Source organism: Anoxybacillus ayderensis, assembly GCF_000833605.1.
Taxonomy (GTDB): Bacteria; Bacillota; Bacilli; order Bacillales; family Anoxybacillaceae; genus Anoxybacillus; species Anoxybacillus ayderensis.
In genome coordinates, this window is the sequence record NZ_JXTG01000002.1 from 107,831 (window position 1) to 127,405 (window position 19,575).

24 protein-coding genes and 1 other annotated feature are annotated in these 19,575 nt (G+C 43.0%); of the genes, 22 read left to right on the forward strand and 2 right to left on the reverse strand.

Translation table 11 applies throughout. The features are described 5' to 3' along the window. Window positions 1-26 precede the first annotated feature (26 nt). The 15 genes from radC (at window position 27) to pheA (ending at window position 10,813) form a co-directional block, all read left to right on the forward strand. Window positions 27-701, forward strand: a complete 675-nt coding sequence (gene radC / locus JV16_RS02790; RefSeq protein ID WP_021093878.1) for a RadC family protein — start codon at window positions 27-29, stop codon at window positions 699-701. Between the two features lie 84 nt (window positions 702-785). Beyond that, window positions 786-1,808, forward strand: coding sequence for a rod shape-determining protein (locus JV16_RS02795; RefSeq protein ID WP_006320433.1), 1,023 nt, complete (start codon window positions 786-788; stop codon window positions 1,806-1,808). A gap of 19 nt (window positions 1,809-1,827) precedes the next feature. After that, a complete protein-coding gene (gene mreC, locus JV16_RS02800) occupies window positions 1,828-2,688 on the forward strand; it encodes a rod shape-determining protein MreC (protein ID WP_042534155.1) in 861 nt (286 codons plus the stop codon). Continuing rightward, window positions 2,685-3,209, forward strand: a complete 525-nt coding sequence (gene mreD / locus JV16_RS02805; RefSeq protein ID WP_042534157.1) for a rod shape-determining protein MreD — start codon at window positions 2,685-2,687, stop codon at window positions 3,207-3,209. Before mreC ends, mreD begins: the two co-directional genes overlap by 4 nt. Before the next feature lie 79 nt (window positions 3,210-3,288). Next, entirely contained in the window at window positions 3,289-3,939 is a 651-nt protein-coding gene (minC, locus tag JV16_RS02810; RefSeq protein ID WP_216367445.1) for a septum site-determining protein MinC, read from the forward strand. A 2-nt stretch (window positions 3,940-3,941) separates the two neighbouring features. Then, on the forward strand, window positions 3,942-4,748 hold the full coding sequence (minD, locus tag JV16_RS02815; RefSeq protein ID WP_009361731.1) for a septum site-determining protein MinD: 807 nt from the start codon (window positions 3,942-3,944) through the stop codon (window positions 4,746-4,748). Window positions 4,749-4,835: 87 nt separating this feature from the next. Then, a complete protein-coding gene (locus JV16_RS02820; RefSeq protein WP_042534159.1) occupies window positions 4,836-5,567 on the forward strand; it encodes a M23 family metallopeptidase in 732 nt (243 codons plus the stop codon). Continuing rightward, the gene (locus tag JV16_RS02825) at window positions 5,560-6,423 is read left to right on the forward strand and encodes a M50 family metallopeptidase (protein WP_042534161.1); all 864 of its coding nucleotides are present in this window, start codon (window positions 5,560-5,562) and stop codon (window positions 6,421-6,423) included. The genes JV16_RS02820 and JV16_RS02825 overlap by 8 nt, the downstream gene beginning before the upstream one ends. Window positions 6,424-6,467: 44 nt before the next feature. Continuing rightward, window positions 6,468-6,546, forward strand: a sequence feature (ribosomal protein L21 leader region). A 14-nt stretch (window positions 6,547-6,560) separates the two neighbouring features. Continuing rightward, window positions 6,561-6,869: a 50S ribosomal protein L21 gene (gene rplU, locus JV16_RS02830; RefSeq protein WP_003396311.1), complete on the forward strand. Its 309-nt coding sequence runs from the start codon at window positions 6,561-6,563 to the stop codon at window positions 6,867-6,869. A gap of 10 nt (window positions 6,870-6,879) precedes the next feature. Beyond that, complete coding sequence (locus JV16_RS02835; protein ID WP_042534164.1) at window positions 6,880-7,215, forward strand: ribosomal-processing cysteine protease Prp; 336 nt, start codon at window positions 6,880-6,882, stop codon at window positions 7,213-7,215. 13 nt (window positions 7,216-7,228) lie between these two features. Beyond that, on the forward strand, window positions 7,229-7,519 hold the full coding sequence (gene rpmA, locus JV16_RS02840; protein WP_003396301.1) for a 50S ribosomal protein L27: 291 nt from the start codon (window positions 7,229-7,231) through the stop codon (window positions 7,517-7,519). Between the two features lie 89 nt (window positions 7,520-7,608). Beyond that, window positions 7,609-8,157 (forward strand): Spo0B C-terminal domain-containing protein, encoded by a 549-nt coding sequence (locus tag JV16_RS02845; protein WP_084220256.1) that lies wholly within the window; start codon window positions 7,609-7,611, stop codon window positions 8,155-8,157. A 28-nt stretch (window positions 8,158-8,185) separates the two neighbouring features. Continuing rightward, complete coding sequence (gene obgE, locus JV16_RS02850; RefSeq protein WP_042534168.1) at window positions 8,186-9,472, forward strand: GTPase ObgE; 1,287 nt, start codon at window positions 8,186-8,188, stop codon at window positions 9,470-9,472. Window positions 9,473-9,494: 22 nt separating this feature from the next. Then, window positions 9,495-9,935 (forward strand): ACT domain-containing protein, encoded by a 441-nt coding sequence (locus JV16_RS02855; RefSeq protein ID WP_042534170.1) that lies wholly within the window; start codon window positions 9,495-9,497, stop codon window positions 9,933-9,935. Window positions 9,936-9,949: 14 nt separating this feature from the next. Further along, window positions 9,950-10,813 (forward strand): prephenate dehydratase, encoded by an 864-nt coding sequence (pheA, locus tag JV16_RS02860; RefSeq protein WP_042534172.1) that lies wholly within the window; start codon window positions 9,950-9,952, stop codon window positions 10,811-10,813. A 12-nt stretch (window positions 10,814-10,825) separates the two neighbouring features. Here pheA and JV16_RS02865 read toward each other — a convergent pair whose 3' ends face one another. Then, on the reverse strand, window positions 10,826-11,359 hold the full coding sequence (locus JV16_RS02865) for a transcription repressor NadR (RefSeq protein WP_021093886.1): 534 nt from the start codon (window positions 11,357-11,359) through the stop codon (window positions 10,826-10,828). Next, on the reverse strand, window positions 11,356-12,492 hold the full coding sequence (locus JV16_RS02870) for an IscS subfamily cysteine desulfurase (protein ID WP_042534174.1): 1,137 nt from the start codon (window positions 12,490-12,492) through the stop codon (window positions 11,356-11,358). The genes JV16_RS02865 and JV16_RS02870 overlap by 4 nt, the downstream gene beginning before the upstream one ends. Before the next feature lie 92 nt (window positions 12,493-12,584). On the opposite strand from JV16_RS02870, the gene nadB reads away from it, so the two are divergent. The 7 genes from nadB (at window position 12,585) to JV16_RS02905 (ending at window position 19,547) form a co-directional block, all read left to right on the forward strand. After that, on the forward strand, window positions 12,585-14,117 hold the full coding sequence (nadB, locus tag JV16_RS02875; RefSeq protein WP_042534176.1) for an L-aspartate oxidase: 1,533 nt from the start codon (window positions 12,585-12,587) through the stop codon (window positions 14,115-14,117). Then, on the forward strand, window positions 14,114-14,944 hold the full coding sequence (gene nadC / locus JV16_RS02880; protein ID WP_042534178.1) for a carboxylating nicotinate-nucleotide diphosphorylase: 831 nt from the start codon (window positions 14,114-14,116) through the stop codon (window positions 14,942-14,944). Before nadB ends, nadC begins: the two co-directional genes overlap by 4 nt. A gap of 12 nt (window positions 14,945-14,956) precedes the next feature. Further along, a complete protein-coding gene (gene nadA / locus JV16_RS02885) occupies window positions 14,957-16,060 on the forward strand; it encodes a quinolinate synthase NadA (protein WP_042534180.1) in 1,104 nt (367 codons plus the stop codon). A gap of 138 nt (window positions 16,061-16,198) precedes the next feature. After that, window positions 16,199-17,134, forward strand: coding sequence for a LysM peptidoglycan-binding domain-containing protein (locus tag JV16_RS02890; RefSeq protein ID WP_042534181.1), 936 nt, complete (start codon window positions 16,199-16,201; stop codon window positions 17,132-17,134). 75 nt (window positions 17,135-17,209) lie between these two features. Next, window positions 17,210-17,950: an NAD(+) synthase gene (gene nadE / locus JV16_RS02895; RefSeq protein WP_042534183.1), complete on the forward strand. Its 741-nt coding sequence runs from the start codon at window positions 17,210-17,212 to the stop codon at window positions 17,948-17,950. Between the two features lie 79 nt (window positions 17,951-18,029). After that, window positions 18,030-18,725 carry a YhcN/YlaJ family sporulation lipoprotein gene (locus JV16_RS02900; protein ID WP_042534184.1) on the forward strand — a complete coding sequence of 232 codons (696 nt, stop codon included), beginning with the start codon at window positions 18,030-18,032 and terminating at the stop codon, window positions 18,723-18,725. A gap of 84 nt (window positions 18,726-18,809) precedes the next feature. Continuing rightward, window positions 18,810-19,547 carry a YebC/PmpR family DNA-binding transcriptional regulator gene (locus tag JV16_RS02905; protein ID WP_009361714.1) on the forward strand — a complete coding sequence of 246 codons (738 nt, stop codon included), beginning with the start codon at window positions 18,810-18,812 and terminating at the stop codon, window positions 19,545-19,547. Window positions 19,548-19,575 lie beyond the last annotated feature (28 nt).

A 19,575-nucleotide genomic window follows, 5' to 3' on the forward strand; every position in this document is an offset into this window, starting at 1 on the left:
AAAGGTTAAAATAGAGGGGGGAACGTATGCTTATTCGTCATGTTCCACCCGATGAACGCCCGCGTGAACGCTTGCTTTCTGAAGGACCGCAAAGTTTATCCAATCAAGAATTGTTAGCCATTTTGCTTCGCACGGGGACGAAACAATATTCCGTTCTTACGCTTGCGCAACATTTACTTACCCATTTTGAAGGACTTCGTCAGTTAAAAGATGCAACGATTGAAGAAATGACAAGCATTAAAGGGATCGGAAAAACAAAAGCGATCCAAATTATTGCAGCGCTTGAGCTTGGCCGACGCGTGCATCAAATTCAATACGATGATCGTTACGTCATTCGTTCTCCGGAAGATGGTGCACGTTACGTCATGGAAGATATGCGTTTTTTAAGCCAAGAACATTTCGTTGTGTTATATTTAAATACGAAAAATCAAGTGATGCATAAAAAGACAGTATTTATCGGCAGTCTAAATGCATCGATCGTCCATCCGCGCGAAGTGTATAAAGAAGCGATTAAACGTTCTGCTGCTTCCATCATTTGTATTCACAATCATCCGTCAGGAGATCCGACGCCGAGCCGCGAAGATATTGAAGTGACGCGCAGGCTCGTAGAATGCGGCCGCCTCGTTGGCATTGAGCTGCTTGACCATTTAATTATTGGTGATAAAACATATGTGAGTTTAAAAGAAAAAGGATATGTGTAAATCGTTCTCTTTTCATTGTAATTGCGTTATAATAAATGTCATGAGTTTTTGAAAGCATTTTGTTTCAGAAAGGAAGATACGAACATGTTTGGAATTGGATCAAGAGATCTCGGAATAGATTTAGGCACTGCCAATACGCTTGTATATGTCAAAGGAAAAGGAATCGTTTTGCGCGAGCCTTCTGTCGTTGCGCTACAAAAAGATACGAAACAAATTGTTGCGGTTGGGAATGAAGCGAAACAAATGATCGGACGTACGCCAGGAAACGTTGTGGCACTTCGCCCGATGAAAGATGGAGTGATCGCTGATTACGAAACGACAGCCATTATGATGAAGTACTACATTAAGCAAGCGACGAAAAATAGCGGACTGTTTGCTGGAAAGCCATACGTGATGGTGTGCGTGCCGTCAGGGATTACGGCGGTCGAGGAGCGTGCCGTCATTGACGCAACGAGACAAGCAGGGGCTCGCGACGCTTATACGATCGAAGAGCCGTTTGCGGCAGCGATCGGTGCGAATTTGCCTGTATGGGAACCGACAGGAAGCATGGTCGTCGACATCGGGGGTGGCACAACGGAAGTCGCTGTCATTTCTTTAGGTGGTATCGTTACGAGCCAGTCAATTCGTGTTGCTGGTGATGAAATGGATGAGGCAATTATCCAATATATTCGCAAAACGTACAATTTAATGATTGGGGAGCGCACAGCGGAAGCGATTAAAGTCGAAATTGGTTCGGCAGGCAATCCGGAAGGGATCGGAAGCATGGAAATTCGCGGTCGCGACTTATTAACAGGCTTGCCAAAAACGATTGAAATTCATGCGGAAGAAATCGCTGAAGCGTTGCGCGATACGGTATATGCCATTGTTGATTCCGTAAAAAATACGCTTGAAAAAACGCCGCCAGAACTTGCTGCAGATATTATGGATCGTGGAATTGTGTTAACGGGTGGAGGAGCGTTGTTGCGCAATTTAGATAAAGTCATTAGCCAAGAGACGAATATGCCAGTCATTATTGCTGAAAATCCGCTCGATTGCGTCGCGATTGGTACAGGAAAAGCGCTCGACCATATTCATTTATTTAAAAATAAAGCGCGAGACCATCGCTAATGTGTAAGAAGGTGTCGTCATGCCGAAATTTTTCTTAAATAAACGGCTAATTATATTGCTTGTTAGCATCATGGTACTCGTGGCTCTCATCGGTTTTTCGTTAAAAGAACGAAGTGAATTAACATGGATGGAAAAATTCGCAAAAGACACCGTTGTTTTTATGCAATCTATCGTGCACAAGCCCGCACAGCTCGTTGCGGGCTTCTTTGAAAATGTGAACGATTTGCGCCGTACATATGAAGAAAACAAACAGTTAAAAGCGCACTTAGAGCAATACGTTCTCTTGCAGTCCGAGGTGGAATCGCTCAAAAAAGAAAACGAACGTTTGCGTGAACTACTTGATAAAAAAGAAAGTTTACGTGATTTTGTCGCCATTCAAGCGACGGTGATCGGGCGCAATCCAGATCGTTGGGAAGAGACGTTAATTGTAAATAAAGGATCCCAACACGGTGTAAAAAAAGATATGGCTGTTATTACACCTCAAGGACTCATCGGCAAAGTGCGTAGCGTCTCACCATTTAGCGCAACGGTGCAACTGCTTAGCGCAAATGATCGACAAAATCGCATCTCTGCGTTTGTTCAAGGAGATGAAAACGTATTCGGTTTAATCGAAGGATACGATGAAGAACGGGAAGCATTGCTGCTGAAACGCCTTCCATATGATGCGAAAATAAACAAAGGACAGCGTGTATTTACATCAGGACTTGGCGGGATTTTTCCAAAAGGACTATTTATCGGAGAAGTGGAAGAAGTCGTTGCGGATGAGTACGGGCTTACACAAATTGCCTATATCAAGCCAGCAGCGAATTTTTATGACATTGATGATGTGATGATCGTGAAACGAAAAATTGAAATGTCGCAAGAGGAGGAAGGACAATGAGACGTTTTTTTCTTCCTTCCCTTGTGACCGTTATGTTTTTATTGGAAAGCATTATCGTACAACTTTTCCCCGATCCGTTATTCGATGTTTATTTGCTCGTTCCGCGCATTTTGCTTATTTTGATCGTGTTTATTACGATTTTTATTGGACAAACAGAAGGAATGACGTATGGATTTATTTTTGGTCTGTTATATGATGTCGCATATACAGAACTATTAGGCGCTTATGCGTTCGCCTTTTCGCTTATCGCTTATTTAATTGCGAAAGCGATGAACGTTTTTCATAAAAATGCATGGACAGCTTCCTTTTTTGCGATTGTTGCCATTGCATGTGTCGAATGGTACGCATATGCCATTCAACTCGTTATTAGCCGGACGACGATGCCTGTTCAAACGTTTTTGCAGTCGCGCTTTTTGCCAACGCTATTTATTCATACAATTGTTATTTTAATCATTGCTTATCCGTTAAAGCAAACGCTGCTTAAGTGGTGTGAGAAGCGGGACGAATCGTCGCCAGTATGAAGGAATACAAGAAAAATGCGGAGAACTATTCATTGAGGTGAAAGTCGTGGCTGGCAAGGAGAAAAGACCATATGTGTCAATGAAAGGGACGAAAGAAGGGCTGACGTTGCATCTTGATGATACGTGTGCCTATGACGAATTGTTAAAACAAGTGGATGAATTATTGACGACAACAACACGCGACGAAGAAGGGCCACTTGTTGCTGTGCACGTTCATGTTGGCAACAGATATTTGACGCGTGAGCAAGAAGAACGATTGCGCGATGTGATTCGAACGAAAAAGCATTTAATTGTCCACTCGATTGTAAGCAATGTCATGACGAAACAAGAAGCGTTAGAATGGAAGAAGAAAAATGAAATTGTATCTGTTGCGAAAATTATTCGTTCTGGACAAGTGTTACACGTTGATGGAGATTTACTTTTAATCGGTGATGTGAATCCTGGTGGGACGGTTATTGCAACAGGAAATATTTTTATATTAGGAGCATTGCGCGGTATTGCACATGCAGGGTATGAAGGAAACCGTCAAGCCATTATCGCTGCATCGGTGATGAAGCCGACGCAGTTGCGCATTAGTGATGTGATGAATCGAGCGCCAGACTACCGTAGCGATGAAGGAAATGAAATGGAGTGCGCTTATATTGATGAACATGATCAAATTGTTGTCGATCGACTCCAGCTATTGATGCATTTACGTCCGAATTTAACTCGGTTAGAAAGGAGTTTTTGACAGTGGGAGAAGCGATTGTTATTACTTCTGGCAAAGGCGGCGTTGGCAAAACGACAACGACGGCAAATCTCGGAACGGCACTAGCGTTATTAGGAAAGCGAGTCTGTCTCGTTGACACCGATATCGGTTTGCGCAATCTTGATGTCATTATGGGACTTGAAAATCGCATTATTTACGATCTTGTCGACGTCGTCGAAGGACGTTGCACCATTCAAAAAGCGCTCGTGAAAGATAAACGATTTGAAGATCGGTTATATTTATTGCCAGCTGCCCAAACGAGTGACAAATCGGCTGTCACACCAGAGCAAATGAAACAACTCATTGACGATTTAAGACAAGATTACGATTATATTTTAATTGATTGCCCAGCAGGCATTGAACAAGGATATAAAAATGCCGTTGCAGGAGCTGATGAAGCGATCGTTGTGACGACGCCGGACATTTCAGCTGTGCGCGATGCTGATCGAATTATTGGTTTACTTGAAAAAGAAGAGCATATGAAACGACCGCGTTTAATTATTAATCGCATTCGTAGTCATATGTTAAAAAATCATGATATGTTAGATATTGATGAAATTGTGATGCACTTATCGATTGATTTACTTGGGATTATAGTCGATGACGAACATGTCATTAAAGCGTCAAATAACGGTGAACCGATCGTTCTTGATCCGAACAGCAAAGCGTCTTTAGCATATCGCAACATCGCCCGTCGCCTTCTCGGTGAATCCGTACCGCTTATGTCGCTCGATGATGAAGAACAAAAAGGTTTTTTCTCGAAAATAAAAAAGCTATTTAGCGCGCGTTAGCACTTCCGTTTGGAGGTGCTTTTTTTATTCATATCTTCTCCATTTCCCCATACATATAATACAAATCGGACGAGAGGGGTGTGGAGTGTGAGCGATCGAATTGAACATATTCGAAAGCGAATCGCCAAGCGAAAAAAGGAGCGTGAACGTTACGTTCAAACGATGATGACAAACTGGAGTGAAGAAGAAAAATATGGGAATCCAACAGTTGTGACGTACGATGTGGAGCGAGAACCGCCACTTTTTCGGAAAGATATATTTTTATTGAAAAGCTTTTTATCAGCTCTTTTGTTTTTTGGCGTTGCGATTTTATTTCAATACGACTCTCCGAACGTTGAAGGTGCGCGTACATTTGTGAAACAAGCGATGGAAAAAGATTTTCAATTTGCGACAGTTGCACAATGGTACGAAAAAACATTTGGGAAGCCATTAGCATTTTTTAACGTAAAAAAACAACAAGAGACAACAACAGCCGCGTATGCCTTTCCAGCTTCAGCGCGCGTTGTGGAAACGTTTGAACATAATGGACAAGGCATCGTCATTGAAACCGATCAAGCCATTAAAGCAGTCGAAGAAGGAATTGTCGTATTTGCAGGAGTGAAAGAACCGTACGGAAAAACAGTCATTATTCAACATGCGGATGGAAGTGAAACGTGGTACGGAAAGTTATCCGCTATTTCGGTGAAGTTGTATGATTTCATTGAGGCAGGAAAAGAAGTCGGGAGAGCGGAAATGAATAATCATAAAGGCTTGTTTTATTTTGCGGTGAAGCAAGGGGATCATTTTATTGATCCAGTTCAGGTGATTTCCTTTGAATAAATGGTTATCTATTTTTATAAACATTCATATTCATCCGCTTTTTTGGGTTGTTGCGCTTATTGCCATTATGACTGCACAATTTCAGACGCTTCTTTTATTGTTTTGGATTGTGCTTTGGCACGAACTAGGACACGTTGTCGCAGCGCATATGTTTTCATGGCGCGTCAAACGCATTTTACTTTTGCCGTTTGGCGGAGTGGCTGAAATGGATGAACACGGGAACCGACCGTTTCATGAAGAATTGATCGTCACATTAGCAGGGCCGTTTCAGCATATATTTATTTTTTTCATCGCGTATATCGCTCATGAAGCGAACATGTTATCTAATGAATGGTATTATCAACTAATTGAATATAATGTATCTATTTTACTTATTAACTTGTTGCCCATTTGGCCGCTTGATGGAGGGAAGCTCTTTTTTTTGTATCGTACGGCGCGTACATCGTTTCGACGGGCGCACGAACAAACGCTTTATGCTTCCGTCTTTTTTTTAGTCATCTGTTTCGTCGCTTTATTGATCAACGCTCCATTGCACATGAATTTATGGATCATCGCCTGCTTTTTAGCGCATGCCATTTGGATGGAATGGAAGCAACGTCCGTATGTGTGGATGCGTTTTTTGTTGGAACGATATTACGGAAAACGGGTCGAATATCGAGCGTTAAAGCGACTTGTCGTGGATGCGAACGATTCGTTATTTCACGTTCTTCTTTTATTTCATCGCGGGAAAAAACATGCGATTATCGTAAAGAAAAATCAAATGGAAATGGAGCTTGATGAAAACGAATTGTTGTACGCTTATTTTCATGAGAAACGAACGAATGAACCGATCGGCCATTTGCTTTATACGTATTGACAATTGTTTTCTTTTTATGCTATCATCTTCTATGTTGTGTAGCACCCGTGCTACAACCGCTCAGCTAAGGCTATTTAAGCGTTCGCTTGAACCGCCTCACAGCTGGCGAGTCTGAGTCTAATTTAGGAGGTGCAAATATGTACGCGATTATTGAAACTGGTGGAAAACAAATTAAAGTACAAGAAGGCCAAGCGATTTACATCGAAAAAATTGATGCAGCAGAAGGCGAAACAGTAACATTTGACAAAGTGCTATTTGTAGGTGGCGAAAACGTAAAAGTTGGCAATCCTACAGTCGCTGGCGCAACAGTAACGGCGAAAGTTGAAAAACATGGTCGTCAAAAGAAGATCATCGTTTTCAAATATAAGCCAAAGAAAAACTATCGTCGTAAGCAAGGTCATCGCCAACCATACACAAAAGTTGTGATCGAAAAAATTAACGCATAAGGCGTAAGCGATGATTCGTATCACGATTAATCGAACGGTGGAAGGGACGATTCGTTCCTTTACGATTAGCGGACACGCTCAGTTTGCGAAGCGTGGACAAGATATTGTATGTGCAGGTGTATCAGCCATTTCGTTTGGTGCGGTTAACGCAATTGTCGCCTTGACGAATGTGAAACCGATCATTCAACAAGGAAAAGACGGCTATCTTCATTGCGAACTTCCGACAATTGAAGATAAGAAAGCACAAGCCGACGTGCAACTTCTTCTTGAAGGGATGATCGTGTCGCTCCAAACGATTGAGCGTGATTACGGAAAATACGTCAAAATAACGACGAAAACGTTGTAGGAGGTGACACGGCATGTTACGTTTAGATCTTCAGTTTTTCGCATCGAAAAAAGGGGTAGGTTCAACAAAGAACGGTCGTGATTCGATCGCAAAACGTCTTGGCGCGAAACGTGCAGACGGTCAATTCGTTACAGGCGGTTCTATTCTTTACCGTCAACGCGGAACGAAAATTTACCCAGGATTAAACGTGGGACGCGGTGGCGACGACACACTTTACGCGAAAGTTGACGGCATCGTTCGTTTTGAGCGCATGGGTCGCGATCGTAAAAAAGTGAGCGTATATCCTGTTGTGAAAGAAGCATAAGGAAGTGGAAAACTCTAACCGACTTGGTTAGGGTTTTCTTTTTGTTGGCGTATGTTATAATTATAGTCAAACTGTTTATGGGAGAATGAATGATGGAGAAGCGGTGGACGATTGTAGAGGCATTGCGTCATTCCCGACACGATTGGCTCAATAAAATCCAATTAATTAAAGGAAATTTATCTTTACAGCGTATCGATCGCGTCAATGAAATAATTCAACAAATTATCATTGAAGCAGAAAATGAAGCGAAGCTCACGAATTTACAAACAGAACGGTTTGCTGAACTGCTCATGACGTACCATTGGCAAGCACGTCATATTCAACTAGAGTATGAAGTGTTAGGGGAGCCACGTTCATTACATGCATATGATCATATGCTCGCTACGTGGTGTCAACGATTTTTACATATGCTTGAGGAATGTTCTTCTCCACATGTTGAAAACTATGTAACGATTACGATTGACTTAACAGAAAACGACGTGCGGCTCTTTTTTGATTATCGTGGTATGCTTCATGAACTTGAGATGGTAAAACAATGGATTCAAAAGCATAGTCAATATGATGCGTTCACGCTTTGTGAACATGCGATTCATGAACATGAACTAACCATATGTGCAATGATTCATCTTGTTGAGTAAAAGATGAAAAGATCGGAGGAGAAAAACGATGTTTGTTGATCAAGTGAAAATATATGTGAAAGGTGGCGACGGTGGAAACGGAATGGTCGCGTTTCGACGCGAAAAATACGTACCGAAAGGCGGACCTGCTGGAGGAGACGGTGGAAAAGGTGGCGATGTCGTCTTTGTTGTTGATGAAGGGTTGCGCACGTTAATGGATTTTCGCTATCAACGCCATTTTAAAGCGCCGCGTGGCGAACATGGCATGTCAAAAAATCAACACGGGAAAAATGCAGAAGATTTAATTGTAAAAGTGCCACCAGGGACAGTTGTCATTGATGATGAAACGAAAGAAGTGATTGCTGATTTAACAGAGCATGGACAACGATTTGTCGTAGCAAAAGGCGGACGAGGTGGACGTGGAAATACTCGCTTTGCGACTGCATCAAATCCGGCTCCGGAAATTGCTGAAAATGGCGAGCCAGGGCAAGAACGATACGTGACGCTAGAATTGAAATTGCTCGCGGACGTTGGACTTGTTGGTTTTCCGAGCGTTGGGAAATCAACGTTATTATCCGTCGTTTCAGCGGCAAAGCCGAAAATTGCAGACTATCATTTTACAACGATCGTTCCGAATTTAGGTGTCGTTGAAACAGAAGACGGCCGCAGTTTTGTTATGGCTGATTTGCCGGGGCTTATTGAAGGAGCGCATCAAGGTGTCGGGCTTGGGCATCAATTTTTGCGCCATATTGAGCGGACGCGCGTCATCGTTCACGTCATTGACATGGCTGCCATAGAAGGCCGAGATCCGTATGAAGATTATTTAGTCATTAACGAAGAATTAAAACAGTACAATTTGCGTCTAACAGAGCGGCCACAAATTATTGTTGCGAATAAAATGGATATGCCAAACGCGGAACAACATTTGCGTGAATTTAAACAAAAGTTAAAGGACGATGTGCCGATTTTCCCGATTTCAGCAGTGACACGTCAAGGGTTGCGCGAACTATTATTTGCGATTGCTGATCTGCTTGAAACGACACCAGAATTTCCGCTTTATCCACAAGAGGAAGAAGCGATTCATCGCGTCGTTTACAAATTGGAAAAAGAGGAAGCACCGTTTCATATTACGCGTGATGATGATGGAACGTTTATTTTGTCAGGAGAAAAAATTGAAAAGCTGTTTAAAATGACCGATTTTTCACGGGAAGAGTCGGTGCGTCGCTTTGCACGTCAATTGCGTTCGCTTGGCGTCGATGATGCGCTGCGCGCTCGCGGAGCAAAAGATGGGGATATTGTAAAGCTGTTGAATTACGAATTTGAATTTGTCGACTAATGCGAAAGGGGGAGCTTGTGCGGTGGATAAAAAATTTTATTTAGTGCGGGAAGATGTATTGCCTGAAGCAATGAAAAAAGTGTTGGCGGCAAAAGAATTAATTGAACGAAAAAAAGTCGATTCTGTTGCCGATGCTGTGCAACTTGTCGATGTCAGCCGAAGCGTTTTTTATAAATATCGTGACGCGGTTTTCCCGTTTCATACGATGGTTCGGGAACAAATTATTACGCTTTTTTTCCATTTAGAAGACCGCTCAGGCACCCTTTCGAAGCTATTAAGCGTCGTTGCCTCGGCAAATTGCAACGTTCTTACGATTCACCAAACGATTCCGCTTCAAGGGCGGGCGAATGTCACGTTGTCCGTTAGTACGAGCGAGATGGCGATAACGATCGATGAGTTACTTTCGCAATTAAAACAGTTGCCTTTTGTTGAAAAAGTAGAAATTCTCGGTTCAGGGGCGTAGAGAGGGGAAGGATTGTGAAAATAGGATATTTAGGACCAGAAGGGACGTTTACGCATGCGGCTGTTGAAGCGATTTTCCCTCATATACGAAACGTTCCATATCATACGATTCCACAATGTATGGACGCTGTCCGCGATGGAGAAGTCGAGCTAGCCGTTGTCCCACTAGAAAATGCACTAGAAGGTTCTGTAAATTTGACGATCGATTATTTAATTCATGAATGCAATTTACCGATTGTTGGAGAAATTATTGCACCAATTGAGCAACATTTGCTCGTACATCCATCTCAATTGGACGATTGGATGCATGTTGAACGCATTTATTCTCATTCGCATGCGATTGCTCAATGCCATAAGTTTTTACATCGTCATTTAAAGCACGCCACGTATGAATACGTCACATCAACAAGCGCAGCAGCAAAATATGTGAGCGAGCATCCAGAAGAAAAGATCGCGGCGATCGGCAATCGTCTTGCAGCGAAACAATACGGCTTAGCGATTGCGAAAGAAAACATTCATGACTATGACTACAACCATACGCGCTTCATTGTTTTGCATCGCGAGCGCGATTTGTTGCCTGTTACAGATAAAGAAGATGGGTTTAAAACGACGTTAATGGTCATGTTGCCAAAAGATCAGGCAGGAGCGCTTCATCAAGTGTTATCAGCGTTCGCGTGGCGAAAGCTTAACTTGACAAAAATTGAATCCCGCCCAGCGAAAACAGGGTTAGGGAACTACTTTTTTATTATTGATATTGATCAAAAAATGGACGACGTTTTAATTCCAGGAGCGATTGCAGAATTGGAAGCGCTCGGCTGCACGGTGCAAATATTAGGTAGCTATCCATACTATACGGTAAAAAAAACATCCCTCGTGTAAAGGGATGTTTTTTTACTCAATCAAAAACCGTGCTTGTTTTAATGCAGCGCATGCTTCATCAAGTTTTTCTATGGAATCTGCTTCGAGTGTATGCAGATGGACGCCATCGGTCAGTTGAGACAAGTAGGCAGATTTCGTTTCGTTAATTTTTTGAATAAATTCATCAACTTCTAACCGATTGCTAACCATAATGGACGCTGTTAAATCTCCGTATACCGGATGCTCAATTTTCACGTCTTTTACTGTGACGCCATGATCGACGATTGTATATAGTTCGTCTTTCGTCTGTTCTGGCGTGTGGCAACAAGCGATGACGCGCGTATACATATGAGTAGAAGAAGGAGATAAATATAAGTACCCTTGGCTTGTTGCAATAATCGGTTCGTTTTTTGCTTTTAATAGCGAAATATCTTGAACGATCACTTGGCGGCTCACGTTCGTTTTATTAGCCAACTCCGTTCCTGTCATCGGGCGTTTCGTTTCTTTTAACCATTGCAAAATGAGCGTTCGACGTTCTTCCCCTAGTAGTTTTCTCTCTTTTTTCATCGTGACATCCTTTCTTTTTGAAGCTGTTCAAGTGCGGAAACAACGGCTTCGACCTCGCTTTTTGTCGTATGCATGCCAAATGATAGGCGAATGAATTGTTTTGCTTCGTCTTCTTCTTTGCCGATGGCGATCATCGTTTTTGATGGTGCTTGCTTGCCGATTTGACATGCGCTTCCGGTAGAAATCGCAATCCCGTGACGATTGCAATGCAACATCACATATTGTCCTTCAAAGCCGTGAACGAGACAGCCAACAATATTCGGTAGTTGATCTGTCGGATGTTCGAAAACAGTGATTGGCAATTGTTTTTTCACGATTTGTTCAACAAAATAACGACGCAATTCGGTTATGTTTTGTTGAACCGTTTCTCGTTTTTTTTCCGCTTCAAGCGCTGCGGTTGTGAACGAAGCGATGCCAGGGACGTTCACCGTTCCGGGACGAAATCCGCTTTCATGTGTTGTGTTTGGCAGCCACATATGCCAACGTACGCTCGGATTCACATACACAGCCCCGACCCCTTTTGGACCATAAATTTTATGGCTAGCAATCGATATGCTATCGAGGTGAAGTTGTTTCACATCTATCGGTATTTTACCAAAAGTTTGTACACAATCGCTATGAAAGACAATTTGTTTTTCTTTTAATAATTCACCGATTTGTTGCAACGGTTGAATCGTACCAATTTCAGAATTGGCATGTTGAACAGAGACGAGAATCGTTTCGTCCGTTAATGCCTGTTCAAGCGCTTCGATATCCACTTGCCCGAAGCGGTCGACTGGCACGTACGTCACGGTAAATCCTTCTTGTTCGAGTTGCGCGCATACAGCGTGAACGGAAGCGTGCTCGACGCTTGATGTAATAATGTGTTTTCCTTTATGACGATGGGCGTAAGCGAGCGAACGAATAGCGAGAACGTTCGCTTCTGTTCCTCCGCTTGTAAAATATATTCCTTTTTCCTCGCCACGAATGAGTTGAGCGAGTTGTTTTCGACAAATCGTAAGCAATTCGTTTGCAGCTGTTCCGACATCATGGAGGCTGCTTGCATTTCCAAAATATGTTCTCGCACTTTCTACATAAACCGCTAAAGCTTCTTCACTCATTGGTGTTGTTGCGGCGTAATCTAAATAAATCATCTCGTTCACCACTTCCAAAAACAAAAGTCTTGTCATCAGTTTAAATATATGTCAATATAGGTGTCAAGACAGTATGAAATGGAGGAACATCCATGCGTGAAGCGGATGTGATTATCGTTGGTAGCGGCCTTGCAGCGTTAATGGTTGCCTATCATTTATGTGAGCATAAAAATGTGATTATTTTCACGAAGTCGAATAAAGAGACGAGCAACTCTTGGCTTGCTCAAGGGGGCGTCGCGGCTGCCATTCATCCTGACGATCATTGGTTAACTCATTATACGGATACGATAATTGCCGGATGTGAGCATAATGACGAGGAAGCGGTACGCATTTTAGTTCAAGAAGGACGCGAGGTCATTCAACAGTTTATGAACCTCGGTTTTTCATTTGATGTTGATGAGCATGGCCAATTGCTTTTCGGGCAAGAAGGGGCGCACCGTATGAGACGCATTTTACATGCGGGGGGCGACGCGACAGGAAAAAACATGGTTTCATTTTTATTTGAAAAGCTTTCTAGCCGTGTGACGTTTATTGAAAACGATCCGGTCATTGATTTGCTCGTTTCCGATGGACGTTGCGTAGGTGTACAAACGAAAAATGGAACGTATACAGCGAACGCGATCGTGATTGCGACAGGCGGGATTGGACAGTTATATACGTTTACATCAAACGCAGAAACGGCAACGGGCGATGGCATTGCGATGGCATACCGAGCAGGTGCTGCTGTAGCAGATATGGAATTTGTGCAATTTCATCCAACGATGCTTTATGTGGACGGAAAAGCTGTCGGTCTCATTTCGGAAGCGGTTCGTGGAGAAGGAGCGATTTTATTGACCGATGACGGTCGGCGCGTCATGGACGGAGTGCATCCACAAAAAGATTTAGCGCCGCGCGACGTCGTATCTCGGGCCATTGAGCGCGAAATGAAAAACGGTCATTTTGTTTTTTTAGATATCTCGATGATTCCGCATTTTTCATCCCGTTTTCCGACGATTACATCGCTTTGTGAGCGCTATCAAGTCGATTGGCGCAACGGTTTCCTTCCTGTTGTCCCAGGTGCTCACTTTTTAATGGGTGGCATCGTTGTGAATGTCGATGGTGAAACGACATTACCGGGACTGTATGCCGTTGGGGAAGCAGCATGTACAGGTGTGCACGGAGCGAACCGTTTAGCAAGCAACTCACTGCTTGAGGCGCTCGTCTTTAGTCGACGTGTTGCTTTCCATCTGTTGAACAAAACGGAGCAACGTTTGATGTTAAAGAAAAGCGAAAGAAAAGAAAATAACGTACATATTGCGTTACCGACAAAAGAGGACATTCAGCATATCATGACGCAATATGTCGGCATTGTGCGCGATTATGATCAACTGTTTTACGCGAAACAATGGTTTGAACAATATTCGATTGATGAGCTTGTCAACATGTCACCAGAGTATGATGACGAGGAGCGGACGATTATATACATGTTGATTGTTGGCTGGCTTGTGACGACTTCAGCTTTGCAAAGAAGAGAAAGCCGAGGGGCTCATTATCGAAGTGACGAGCCATTTGAAAGAACGTATTGGGAAAAGCGGCGCATCGTCCGCACGAAAGAAGAACATCTCATGAAGGAGGGATTCCGTTGAATGAGCTAAAGCTAAAAGAGTTGCTTAAGCAGTTTTTTTTAGAAGATATCGGAGAACGCGATATAACAAGCGAAATGATCTTTTCTCGTGAGGATGAAGGAAGAGCGATATTTGTTGCCAAAGAAGATGGAATTATCGCAGGGGTATCGATTATTGATATCGGATATAAGCTATTGCACCCATCGATCACATGTCAATTATATAAAAGAGACGGGGAAAGCGTAAAAAAAGGAGAGGTTATCGCCGTCGTTTCAGGTCCGACCATCCCGATTTTATCAGGTGAGCGCGTCATTTTAAATATACTCCAGCGCATGAGCGGGATTGCTACGTTGACAAATCGAGCTGTTCGAGCGTTAAACAGCAACCATACACGCATTTGTGATACGCGAAAAACGACGCCGGGCCTGCGGATGTTAGAGAAATATGCGGTAACGTGTGGCGGTGGATACAACCATCGTTTCGGTTTATATGATGGAGTGATGATTAAGGATAATCATATTGCGTTTTGTGGTTCCATTACAAAAGCAGTCGAACGCGTCCGCTCGCAGCTTGGTCATATGGTAAAAATTGAAGTGGAAACAGAGACGAAACAACAAGTGATGGAAGCGGTTGAGGCAGGGGCGGATGTCATTATGTTTGATAATCGTACGCCTGAAGAAATTCGTGAATTTGTTCAACTCGTCCCACCATCGATCATTACGGAAGCTTCCGGCGGAATTACTCTTGAAAATATTGCACAGTATCGGGATACAGGTGTGGACTATATTTCGTTAGGCATGTTGACGCATTCAGCGAAAGCGTTAGATATTAGTTTAAACGTGCAGTAGGAGGAATGAGCGATGAACGTATTACAACTCATGCAACAACAAGATGCGATGCCAGAGACGTATAAACAGTTGTCGGTCGAGGAAATGGAACAGCGCGTTGCTCGTGTCAAACGAGAGCTTGGTACGCGTTTATTTATTCCAGGACATCATTATCAAAAAGATGAAGTCATCCAATTTGCAGATGCGACAGGTGATTCATTGCAGCTTGCACAAGTAGCAGCGAAAAATAAAGAAGCTGAATATATTGTATTTTGCGGCGTGCATTTTATGGCGGAAACAGCTGATATTTTAACAAGCGATGAACAAGTCGTCATTTTGCCAGATATGCGTGCCGGATGTTCGATGGCAGATATGGCGGAAATTGAACAAGTGGAGCGAGCATGGCCAATATTACAACAAATGTTTGGAGATACGATTTTACCGTTAACGTATGTTAACTCGACCGCTGCGATTAAAGCGTTTGTCGGCTTACACGGCGGGGCGACGGTGACATCATCAAACGCGAAAAAAATGGTCGCTTGGGCGTTTACACAAAAGGAACGCATTTTCTTTTTGCCTGATCAACATTTAGGAAGAAATACAGCTTACGATCTTGGCGTTCCACTTGAACAAATGGCTGTATGGGATCCAGCGACAAATACACTTCAATACGACGGTGACGTTCAGCAAATTAAAGTGATTTTATGGAAAGGACATTGTTCTGTCCATGAAAATTTTACAGTAAAACATATTGAACATATTCGAAAAACAAAGCCGGATATGAAAATTATTGTTCATCCAGAATGTAGCTGGGAAGTTGTTCAACAAGCAGATGATGCAGGTTCGACAAAATATATTATTGAAACGATCGCTCAAGCACCGTCAGGAAGTAAATGGGCAATCGGAACAGAAATGAATTTAGTTAATCGGATTATTCAGCAACATCCAGATAAAGAAATTGTGTCGTTAAACCCGTATATGTGTCCATGTTTAACGATGAATCGCATTGATTTACCACATTTGCTTTGGGCGCTTGAATCATTGCTTGAAGGGAAAGTTGTCAATCGCATTACTGTTCCGAAAGATGTAGCTGAAGGAGCGATGTTAGCGCTTGAGCGCATGTTAGCGCGAGCATAAACGGATCGGCATTTTTTTGCCGGTCTTTTTTATTTTTATCATAAAAAAAGCTTTCCGTTCATAAGTTATGTTGAAGCCTAGTAGCGACAAGCTGAACATGACATACACGTCACGTCTGAGTATAGGAGGGGGAAACACGTGAAAATCCATATCGTTCAAAAAGGAGATACCCTTTGGAAAATTGCGCAAAAATATGGAGTTGATTTTGAAGAGTTAAAAAAAATGAATGCTCATTTAAGTGATCCAAACTACATTATGCCAGGTATGAAAATTAAAGTACCGACGCCAGTAGCTCCAGTAAAACCTGTCAAAAAAGAAACACAAAATATTTCTGTTGATGTCGACATTCACGTAAACAAAAAGGAACAACAGTTACAACAGCCGGTGAATGTTGAACCAATTGCAAAAGAAATTCCAATTGCAAAAGAACAAGAGAAAAAAGAACAACCGAAACAAGAAACGCCGCTTTTACCACCGAAGCCACCAAATATTATGCCAAATATGATGGAGCCTGAAGAAGAGATACCAATGCCACCGTTTCCAGACATTCCACCGATTCCAACGACAGAGGCGCCAGTCATGGAAGAACAACCACAACAACCGATGCAGCCGCAGCCTGTTCCAATGCCTGTGCCGATGCCAATGCCAATGCCGTGCGTTCCTGTTTCGCCGATTATGCCGGGATACGGTTTTTATCCATGGTTCCCACCGATGTATCCTGTTATGCCATGGACGTATCCACAGGGTGCGATGAATAACGATGATTGCGGATGCGGTGAGCAGTTACAACCGACACCATATATGCCACAAATGCCAACAGGTGAATATGCTCAACAGTCGCAACCGATGATGCCGCAAATGCCAACAGGTGCAGGGGGATATTCACAGCAACCGCAACAAGCACCGTATCCACAACAAATGTATGGTGAAAATGTGCCAATGATGCAACAGCCGATGTATATGCCACAAGCTATGCCGTATGGTCCGTACGGATGGCAACAAGGATGGCCGGGGCAACCGTATATAAATCCGTATTTTTCAGTTCCTTATCGTGAGGAAGAAGAGGGGCAATAATGTCGCCTCTTTTTCTTTTTGTTTTTTGTGTGATAAAATGAACATGATGATGTAAAAAGAAAGGGATGTACATATATGGAACAAAAAATTGAAAAACTAATTACATGGCTTCGTGAACGAGTACAAGAAGCTGGAATGAATGGGGCGATCGTCGGCATTAGTGGCGGAATCGATTCTGCTGTCGTTGCCCATTTAATTAAACGAGCGTTTCCTAACAACTCGTTAGGGTTAATTATGCCATGTAAAAGCAATCCGAAAGATAAAGAAGACGCATTAAAAGTTGTCCAAAGTTGTGGGGTTGATTACCATATCATTGACTTAACAGAAACGCATCGCGTACTATTTGGGGAAATTGAAAAGCAATTAAAAGAAAAAGGGCAATGGAACGAGCAAGCGGCTCGCCTTGGCGATGCAAATACACGTGCGCGTTTGCGCATGACGACGTTGTATGCTGTGGCGAACAATTACGGTTATCTCGTTGTCGGAACGGATAATGCGGCGGAATGGCATACAGGGTATTTTACAAAATACGGTGACGGTGGCGTCGATTTAGTGCCACTCGTTCATTTCACAAAAGGCGAAGTGCGCGAAATGGCACGCATTCTCGGTGTACCTGAAGAAATTATTACAAAAGCGCCAAGCGCAGGTCTTTGGGAAGGACAAACAGACGAAAACGAAATGGGAACAACGTACGATATGATTGACAAATATTTAAAAGGTGAGCCCGTTCCAGAACGAGACCGTGAGATTATTGAGCGACTTCATGAACGTTCCCACCATAAACGGCAATTAGCGATCGCTCCGCCAAAATTTTAACAGCGATAAAACCCCTTTTTTTGCGCCAAGCTAATGATGTAGACTGATCGTCTACAAAAGCAAAAAGGGGGTTTTTCCTTTGCGGAAACGAATCGTCGCTCTCGGTGCAGTCATTGCGCTTAGTGGCTTAGCAGCTTGTAATAACCAAGCGTTTGATACACGTTATACCGATCGTACACGTCCGATCGGATATTACTCAAATGAAAATGATATGACCGGTTTTCAATACGGTCGTTACGGGACGGAACGTTTAAACGGAAACGTTCGTCCAGTGCGGGATAACGACGGATCGATTACAGAAATGCTTGATCGGGGCATGGATCGAACAACGCGAACACCGCAAGTCGATCGCAATTTTAGTCGTGCCGATCGCAACTATCATGGACATTTGAATGCGATGGATGAACGAACACGCCCATCGTATTACCGTAACTATAACGGGGCGTTAGCTGAAAAAATTGCAAAACGTGCAGCGAACGTTGCCAACGTAAAAGATGCACGCGCCGTTGTCTCAGGAGATCGTGTCGTCGTTGCTGTATCGACGACAGAGAAAAATACAACGCGCATTGAGCGTCTCGTTCGGCAGGCGATCGCCCCATATACAGCGGGGAAAACGGTTCGCGTTGTGGCAAATGAAAGCATGTATAACCGCATCCGCACGCTCGATAACGATATTCGCGACGGTGGTCCAATGGATCAACTAGAGCGTGATATTCGCGACATATTTAATGACATGGGTGATATGATGGAACGTCCATTTATGAATCGTGGGTAAAGAACAGGGGTGAGCCCCTGTTCTTTTTTATTTATTTTTGGTATAGTTTTTATGGACATTTTTCACATATGAGAGGGGATCCGAATGGCAGGACATTCCAAGTGGAAAAATATTCAACGGCGCAAAAATGCACAAGATGCGAAACGCGGAAAATTGTTTATGAAGCTTGCAAAAGAAATTTATGTAGCTGCCAAAATGGGCGGAGGCGATCCGACGACAAACGCTACGTTGCGTCTTGCGATTGAAAAAGCAAAATCAGCGAACATGCCGAATGAAAACATTGAACGTGCGATTAAAAAAGCAACAGGCAACCAAGAACATACACATTACGAAGAAATTCGTTATGAAGGATATGGACCGGGTGGCGTAGCGGTCATGGTCATTTGTTTAACAGATAATAAAAACCGTACCGCATCTAACGTTCGTGTCGCGTTTTCGAAAAACGGTGGAAACTTAGGAGAAACGGGATGCGTGTCGTATTTATTTGATCGGAAAGGGCTCATTGTCATCGCTCGTGAAGATTTAAACATCGATGAAGATGACATGTTGTTACAAGCGATCGAAGCAGGGGCGGATGAAATGGAAACGACGGAAGATTCGTTTGAAATTTACACATCCCCTGAACAGTTTGAGCAAGTAAAAAATACGTTAGCTGCGCAAGGGTTTACGTTTGCGACGGCTGAAATCACAATGATTCCGCAAACGTACACAACATTAACAGGCGACGATTTAACGAAAATGTTAAAGCTTATTGATATGCTTGAAGATGATGACGATGTACAAGAAATTTACCACAATTTAGATGAATCGATGTTAGAATAACGGTCTTGCGATGGCAAGACCGTTTATT

Coding starts and splice junctions, on each gene's coding strand:
- obgE (WP_042534168.1), top strand. CDS start 8,186: ATGTTTGTTGATCAAGTGAAAATATATGTGAAAGGTGGCGACGGTGGA.
- mreD (WP_042534157.1), top strand. CDS start 2,685: ATGAGACGTTTTTTTCTTCCTTCCCTTGTGACCGTTATGTTTTTATTG.
- mreC (WP_042534155.1), top strand. CDS start 1,828: ATGCCGAAATTTTTCTTAAATAAACGGCTAATTATATTGCTTGTTAGC.
- nadA (WP_042534180.1), top strand. CDS start 14,957: ATGAACGTATTACAACTCATGCAACAACAAGATGCGATGCCAGAGACG.
- JV16_RS02865 (WP_021093886.1), bottom strand. CDS start 11,359: ATGAAAAAAGAGAGAAAACTACTAGGGGAAGAACGTCGAACGCTCATT.
- nadE (WP_042534183.1), top strand. CDS start 17,210: ATGGAACAAAAAATTGAAAAACTAATTACATGGCTTCGTGAACGAGTA.
- rpmA (WP_003396301.1), top strand. CDS start 7,229: ATGTTACGTTTAGATCTTCAGTTTTTCGCATCGAAAAAAGGGGTAGGT.
- JV16_RS02870 (WP_042534174.1), bottom strand. CDS start 12,492: ATGATTTATTTAGATTACGCCGCAACAACACCAATGAGTGAAGAAGCT.
- JV16_RS02905 (WP_009361714.1), top strand. CDS start 18,810: ATGGCAGGACATTCCAAGTGGAAAAATATTCAACGGCGCAAAAATGCA.
- JV16_RS02795 (WP_006320433.1), top strand. CDS start 786: ATGTTTGGAATTGGATCAAGAGATCTCGGAATAGATTTAGGCACTGCC.
- nadB (WP_042534176.1), top strand. CDS start 12,585: ATGCGTGAAGCGGATGTGATTATCGTTGGTAGCGGCCTTGCAGCGTTA.
- radC (WP_021093878.1), top strand. CDS start 27: ATGCTTATTCGTCATGTTCCACCCGATGAACGCCCGCGTGAACGCTTG.
- rplU (WP_003396311.1), top strand. CDS start 6,561: ATGTACGCGATTATTGAAACTGGTGGAAAACAAATTAAAGTACAAGAA.
- JV16_RS02845 (WP_084220256.1), top strand. CDS start 7,609: ATGATGGAGAAGCGGTGGACGATTGTAGAGGCATTGCGTCATTCCCGA.
- minC (WP_216367445.1), top strand. CDS start 3,289: ATGAAAGGGACGAAAGAAGGGCTGACGTTGCATCTTGATGATACGTGT.
- JV16_RS02835 (WP_042534164.1), top strand. CDS start 6,880: ATGATTCGTATCACGATTAATCGAACGGTGGAAGGGACGATTCGTTCC.